Source organism: Massilia sp. BSC265 (assembly GCF_000740675.1).
In the GTDB taxonomy this organism is placed as follows: Bacteria; Pseudomonadota; Gammaproteobacteria; order Burkholderiales; family Burkholderiaceae_D; genus Telluria.
Map to the genome: position 1 here is coordinate 185,513 of NZ_JPXI01000030.1, position 6,299 is coordinate 191,811.

The 6,299-nt window shown below is 63.1% G+C and carries 7 protein-coding genes; 1 reads left to right on the forward strand and 6 read right to left on the reverse strand.

The genetic code is table 11. From position 1 onward, the window contains the following. Positions 1 to 58: 58 nt before the first annotated feature. Entirely contained in the window at positions 59 to 2,266 is a 2,208-nt protein-coding gene (locus MA09_RS10660; protein ID WP_161783215.1) for a S8 family serine peptidase, read from the reverse strand. An 815-nt stretch (positions 2,267 to 3,081) separates the two neighbouring features. Between MA09_RS10660 and MA09_RS24100 the strand changes: the two genes are divergently transcribed. Beyond that, positions 3,082 to 3,591: a DUF2846 domain-containing protein gene (locus MA09_RS24100; RefSeq protein WP_081897543.1), complete on the forward strand. Its 510-nt coding sequence runs from the start codon at positions 3,082 to 3,084 to the stop codon at positions 3,589 to 3,591. 147 nt (positions 3,592 to 3,738) lie between these two features. On the opposite strand, the gene MA09_RS10670 is transcribed toward MA09_RS24100, so the two are convergent. From MA09_RS10670 to MA09_RS10690, 5 genes are all read right to left on the reverse strand, one after another. Beyond that, complete coding sequence (locus MA09_RS10670; protein WP_036247951.1) at positions 3,739 to 4,041, reverse strand: hypothetical protein; 303 nt, start codon at positions 4,039 to 4,041, stop codon at positions 3,739 to 3,741. After that, positions 4,031 to 4,408, reverse strand: a complete 378-nt coding sequence (locus tag MA09_RS10675) for a phage holin family protein (RefSeq protein WP_036247953.1) — start codon at positions 4,406 to 4,408, stop codon at positions 4,031 to 4,033. The genes MA09_RS10670 and MA09_RS10675 overlap by 11 nt, the downstream gene beginning before the upstream one ends. Position 4,409: 1 nt before the next feature. Beyond that, positions 4,410 to 4,730 carry a YqjD family protein gene (locus MA09_RS10680; RefSeq protein WP_051933362.1) on the reverse strand — a complete coding sequence of 107 codons (321 nt, stop codon included), beginning with the start codon at positions 4,728 to 4,730 and terminating at the stop codon, positions 4,410 to 4,412. 44 nt (positions 4,731 to 4,774) lie between these two features. Then, positions 4,775 to 5,629, reverse strand: coding sequence for a 4-hydroxybenzoate octaprenyltransferase (gene ubiA / locus MA09_RS10685; RefSeq protein ID WP_036247956.1), 855 nt, complete (start codon positions 5,627 to 5,629; stop codon positions 4,775 to 4,777). Positions 5,630 to 5,711: 82 nt separating this feature from the next. After that, positions 5,712 to 6,146 carry a hypothetical protein gene (locus MA09_RS10690; RefSeq protein ID WP_036247959.1) on the reverse strand — a complete coding sequence of 145 codons (435 nt, stop codon included), beginning with the start codon at positions 6,144 to 6,146 and terminating at the stop codon, positions 5,712 to 5,714. Positions 6,147 to 6,299 lie beyond the last annotated feature (153 nt).

A 6,299-nucleotide genomic window follows, 5' to 3' on the forward strand; every position in this document is an offset into this window, starting at 1 on the left:
GGGTGATTTGGTCCAGTGGACCAAATCACAAGCCGCCCACCCTACAAACCCCGCTATCTCATTTGCGGCCGATGGTCAGCTGCTTGACCGCCTGCTGCTCGCCATCGTCGACCGCACGCACTTCCACGGTCCACGGGCCCTTGCCCGACATCGACAGCGCCTTGGTGAACACCAGCGCATCGCCCTGCTGGACGAAGGCCGACCTGTCGAAGGTATGGATCACCTTGCCGGTACTGGTGAGGACCCGCACGCCTGCTTCGCTCACGCTGGCCACGCCATTGCCGTCGGCGACCGTGGCTTTGATCGTCACCGGCTGGTCGCCGCTGACCTTGGTCGCGCTGGCGCTCAGTTCGGCGGTCGGCGGGACGTTGTTCGGCACCGTCACGGCGTACTTGCCCGTGTAGGCGGTGGAGAGCAGGTTGACGCGCCCGTCGACCCGCACATGCCATTCGCCGGCGGCCGGGAATTTCACATCGACCGAGCGGTAGTTCTGCACCGTCGTCAGGCCGGCCGACTGCGCCGCGAAGCCGGTGCCGGTGCTCGGGTCCACGCCCGGGGCGTACAGGCTGATGTAGAGGTTTTCCCCCTCCAGATCCCATTTGGCGTCAGCGAACAGCTTCTGCGCGCCCGGCTCGACCGTGATCTTGTGCAGGCCGTAGCCCGTGTTGGTCTGGAACGAGTTCAGCGTCGCCGTCCCGGAATAGCTGCCATCGATGACGCGCACCGGGCCGGGATTGTATTTCACCAGGTCGCCGGACGTGACCGCGGTCGGGATGGCGCCGGCATTGACCGCGTCCACCGCCTTGCGGGCGTCGACGAAGCCGGCGCCGGCGTCGTGGGTGTCGTAGCCGGCCATGACCTCCTTGTTGGCGGTGACTTCGAGCAGGCGGATGACGTCGAGCGGCGACAGACGCGGACCGCCCCGCTTGTCCTGGGCCTGGTGCACCAGGGCCGCCATGCCGCTCACCATCGGGGTGGCCATCGAGGTGCCCGAGGCCGCGCCGTAGTTGGTGCCGCTGGCGGTCATCGGGTGCAGCGGGTTCTGGCTTGATACGATGTTCTCGCCCGGCGCCACGATGGCCGGACGGTCGACGCCGAGCGGACGGGCGACGTGGTCCCAGGCCGCCTGTTCCTCGGCGCTGGCGGCCAGGAAGACTTTCAGGTTGGCCAGCGCCAGTTCGCGGTCGTGGTTGCCGTCCGGGCGGCCGCGCGACGAGAAGCCGGTCACGCCATGGGCCTTGTTGGTGGCGCCGATGCCCAGCGCATACGGCGCGTTCGAATACGGGTTCATCGTATTCGGGCCGGCGCCGTCGTTGCCGGCCGCGAAGACCGACAGGATGCCCTGTTCGAAGGCCAGGCGCGAGGCGACGTTGGTCGCCTGGTTCGGATTGAACGGCCCGTAGCTCGAGCTGCCCCAGGAGTTGCTGAGCACGCGGATGTCGGCCACGCCGTCGCGCTTGCTGGCGATGACATGGTCGTAGGCTTCCAGCGTGAAAGGCAGGTTGATGCCGGCGCTGGCGCCGTAGCTGATGATGTTCGCCTTGGGCGCCATGCCGCGCAGGTTGCCGTCGGAGTCGACGCCGGTGCCGGCGATGGTGCCGATGCAGTGGGTGCCGTGGCCGTACTCGTCGGTATTCCAGTGGGTGCCAAGACCGCCGACGTGGCGTTCGACGATCGAGGTTTCGACGTCGATCCCGTTCGGGGTCAGCGAGATGTAGACCTGGGTTGGATCGTTGCCGAGCACGCCCGCCACCTCGTAGTTCTTCTTCACGTTGCCCAGGTCCGGGTGCAGACCGTCGGCGCCGGTGTCGATGACCGCCACGGTCACGTCCGAACCGTCCAGGCCGAGCACGCGCTGCACTTCCTCGGCCTTGGTCATCGCGCGGCCTTCGGCATTGAACAGGCGCTGGGTGCGGCTCGGCTCGATGAAGCGGGTTTCGCCCCAGCCGGCCACCTTGCTGATCTCGTCCCTGGTGAGCAGCATGCGCGCCATCGGCAGGACTTTATAGGTCTTGAATTTGCGCCCGAGGACGGACAGGCGCTGCGCGCTTTCCTTCTTGTCGAACACGACGATGACGTCGTAATAGACGTTGGCGAGCTGCTTGTTGAGCTCTTCGGCAAACAGCCTGTCGATTTTCGCCGCCACGGGGACGGCGGATGTGCCGGGCAGGATGCCGGTAATGGCTGCGTGGGCAACCGGGCCTTCTGCGCCCAGTGCCATGACGAGTGCTGCGACGAGTGTGAAACGACGACGGGATGTACTCACGTATTGCTCCTCTTGTTCTGTTGTTGGTCTCCAAGTGCTTCCGGTGAAACACGGCATGTCCGTGTGCCGCCTGCTGAGTATTCCGCTGGAAATGTCAATCCGTCAAAGGTGTATGCATACGTTTGTAAATATTTTTGCGAAGCGTGCATAACTGTTGTGTTTGCGCCAAGATTGAATCGTGCGCAGCCGGCTTTGTGCTAGTTATGGATGATTTTCCCGGCAGATATGCAGAGTGAAAAAAGTCATCATTGAGGGAACAAAATTTTCACCGGACGAATAGAAACCTCACCTGCTCTGATGGCAACGTTGCTCGTACACTGTTCGTTTGCCGACGTCCGCAATCGGTCCAGAAGTGGACGCCAAGATATAAGTAAAAAGCGGAGTAAAAGATTATGTTGGAAACGATTCGGCGTTATATTGCTGTAATCTCAGTTGCGCTCACTGCCGGATTTTTTTGGGGAATGGCGGTAGGTATTGTTGTCCGGCGCTTAACCAACCTTAGTGAAGAAGATACCTTGCTCTTTGTCGTCCTACCTGTGGCTGTCTTTATCATGGCAGTGTTATGGAGGAGACTTCCTAAGATCTTGGGGTTCGACTGATTGCAAGGTCTCCTTTAGTCGCGTTTGTCGTTGGTGACAGTACGATTTACTACGGTCGGAAGGTGCTATGCTGAGCTGAGCCGAGCTGAGCTGAACGGGCCGTGATTGGCCAGACGTCCCCATTAGCAGACGTAGCCGTTTGCAAGGTATATTCGATCCTGCTGCAAATTCGGCAACATATAAATTTCTATTGCCGATCAGGTCCGGAGACAAACAATGGTGTCCCTGCGGTCTTTCTCTGTGCTCTTGCTCGCAGTGCTGGCAGGATGCGCTTCCCCTAATGCGGTGCTCACTACATCATTTACGGCGGCCCCGAATCCGCCGCCTGGCTATGCACTGGTTTATTTCTATCGCCTGCACCACAACGTTGGCCGTCTGGTTTGGCCCAATCTCCACCTGAACCAGCATAAAGTGGTGGGCCTAGCGAATCTTGGCTATACCTGGGTCCATGTCAAATCTGGGGAATATGTAGTGCGGCAGGAGAAAGCCCAGGTATATACGACCGACTGGGGCGATCCCGTCACTCTTTCTTTTTCCGCAGGCAAGACTTATCACGTCCGCTTCGATACCGGGGCGACGGAGATCATGACGCTTGCGATGGGTAAATATGCATCGCCCGACTATAAAGATTCCTACCGCCGCCTGGGCATCGTGGATGCCGCCCAAGCGACACAGGAATTGCAACAATGCCGATTCATCGTGCCCTTCGTGTCCCGGGTTGACTGACACCGCTGCCCGCGCCTCGTTTACGGAGAACGCGGACTCCGCGCACGCAAGCACATGCGCCTGTCAATACTGAACGGGTGGGTGTCCCAGCAGTGGGTAAAGCCCATCTACGGAGGAGCCGGGCAAGATGCCCGGCGGCGGCTGAAATCAGTGGACTTCGAAGCCCTTCCACCTGAGCACAGGCAGCAGTTTCTGGGCGAACTTGTAGGCCGAAACGGCAGCCGTCACGGTGCCGACCGCCCATTTCGGTTTGGTGAGGAACAGCCCGGCAGCCACGCCGGCCACGATCAGCGCCGTCTTCTTGTGCCGGGCCGCGTAGGCCGGAATCAGGCCCAGGGTCTGGGGCGACGAGAGCATCGCCACTTCCTGCGCCACCTGCGCGCGCTGGTCGGCGCACCTGGCCACCAGCGCCTCGCGGCGCACGGCCAGATCCTGGGATTTAGAAGCCATCGGTCTGTCCTCCCTTGAGCGCCTCGGCATCCTTGCGCAGTTCCGCCAGCGTGGCCGGCAGCATCGGCGGACGCGCGGCGAGGCCGGCGCGTAGCTTGCTTACTGCGAACAGGGTGCCGAGGATGAACAGGACGGCCATGCCGCCGACCGCCGCCAGGCGGTGGGTATCCCAGAACAGCACCAGCACGAACAGGATGACCAGGCCGACCGCGAACAGCCCCAGCACCGCGGCCGTGATCGCCCAGGCGAGGTAGCCGAGCAGGCGGTGCGCGCCTTCCTGCAGTTCGACGGCGGCCAGCTCGAGGCGCGTGCGCGCCAGGTCGAGCACGTTCGCCCCGATCCTTCTCACTGCCGCCGTGATACTCATCTTAGCGGCGGGCGATCAGCATGCCGATCACGACGCCGACAGCGGCGCCCAGGCCCACCGACTTCCATGGGTTCTCGTGGACGTACTCGTCGGTGACGCGCGCCGCTTCCTTGGTCTTCTCGACAACCGTGTGCTGGTATTCGCCCAGGCTTTCCTTGGCGACCGACAGGGTCTGCTCGAACTTGGCCTTGGCGGCCTTCAGCTCGTCACCGGTCAGCTGGCCGCCGTTGCGCAGCCAGGCTTCAGCGTCCTGGATCACGGTCTTCAGGTCGGACATCAGTTGCTCGCGGGTGCCGGTTTGGGTCGGGATCTTTTCCATCATGGTGGGCCTCGTTAAAAATAGGAATGAATGCTTTTCGTGCAATATTACCTGATTGCATATTCTAGCGCGACACCAATGAACAGTGCGGCGCCAAGCCAATTGTTGTGTCGAAAAGCCTTGAAGCAGGACATGCGCTCGCGGTGGCGGATCAGGGTGTAGTGGTAGAGCGCAATGCCGGCCCCGACCGCGATGCCGCCCACGAACCACCAGCGCAGGCCCAGGTACCAGCCGCACACCAGGTCGATGGCCAGCGCCGCCCCGTAGCACAGCATGACCGCGGCCACGTCGAAGCGCCCGAAGGTGATGGCCGAGGTGCGGATGCCGATCTTGAGGTCGTCGTCGCGGTCGACCATGGCGTATTCGGTGTCGTAGGCAACCGCCCAGAACACGTTGGCCACCAGCAGCCACCAGGCCACCGCCGGTACCGTGTCCTGCACAGCGGCGAAGGCCATCGGGATGCCGAAGCCGAAGGCGATCCCCAGGTAGGCCTGCGGGATGGCGAAGAAGCGCTTGAAGTAGGGGTAGGTGCCGGCCACGACCAGGGCGGCCACCGACAGCTGCTTGGTCAGCGTGTTCAGCGGCAGGATGAGGAGAAAAGACAATAGCGCCAGCACGGCGGCCACCATCACCGCTTCCCAGCCGCGGATCTTGCCGCTGGTGAGCGGACGGTCGACGGTGCGCTTGACGTGCTTGTCGAAATCGCGGTCGGCGTAGTCGTTGATGGCGCAGCCGCTTGATCGCATCAGGGCGGTGCCGAGCACGAAGATCGCCAGCACCTGCAGATCCGGCACGCCGCCGGACGCCATCCACAGAGCCCACAAGGTCGGCCACAGCAGCAGGAGGATGCCGATCGGCTTGTCGGCACGGATCAGGCGGAAATAGAGCGCCAGCTTGTTCATGAATCGTCGCTTCTTGTCATGCAAGAACTGTTGAGCAGAAGACAGCGATTCTAAAGCTTTTGCCGGCGCAACGGGGCCCGCTTCAATGTCCTGGCACGCGCTCGCGTACGTGTGCGTCGGCCGTCAACAGGCGCGGATCCGCATCGGCCGAGTGCGTGCCCGGCAGGTTCTCGCTGCTGCCCAGCAGCCAGTTGCCGCCCAGCCGGGCCAGGGAGCGCAGCTGGTTGCCGCGCGCTCCGGCGGGAAGGTCGATGCGGCTGAGGGGGCCTGTGTCGGGCTGCAGGCGGGCCAGCAGCGGGGCATTGCCCTCATAAACGCTCTCGCCATGCGGGTTCTGGAGGTAGCCGGTGGCTCCTGCCACCAGCACCTGTCCGCCGTCCAGCGGCAGCAGGTCGAGCACGGCGTCGCCGCGGTCGATGTCGAGCAGGCGGTAGGCCGGAACCCCCCGGTTCGACCAGGGTGCGCCAGCGCTGGCGCAAGCCGCCGTTTTCCAGGTCGAAACGGTAGGCCACGACATTGTTCGAGCCGGCGCGGATGACCAAACCGATGCCGTCGCCATGCGCCGCGATCCGGGCAGCGTCGCGCGTCTTCCACGGCGCCATCGCACCGCGGTCGCGTACCGCATTCGGAGCGCCGTAGTAGCGGTCCTGCGCCACCTGCGGATCATGAA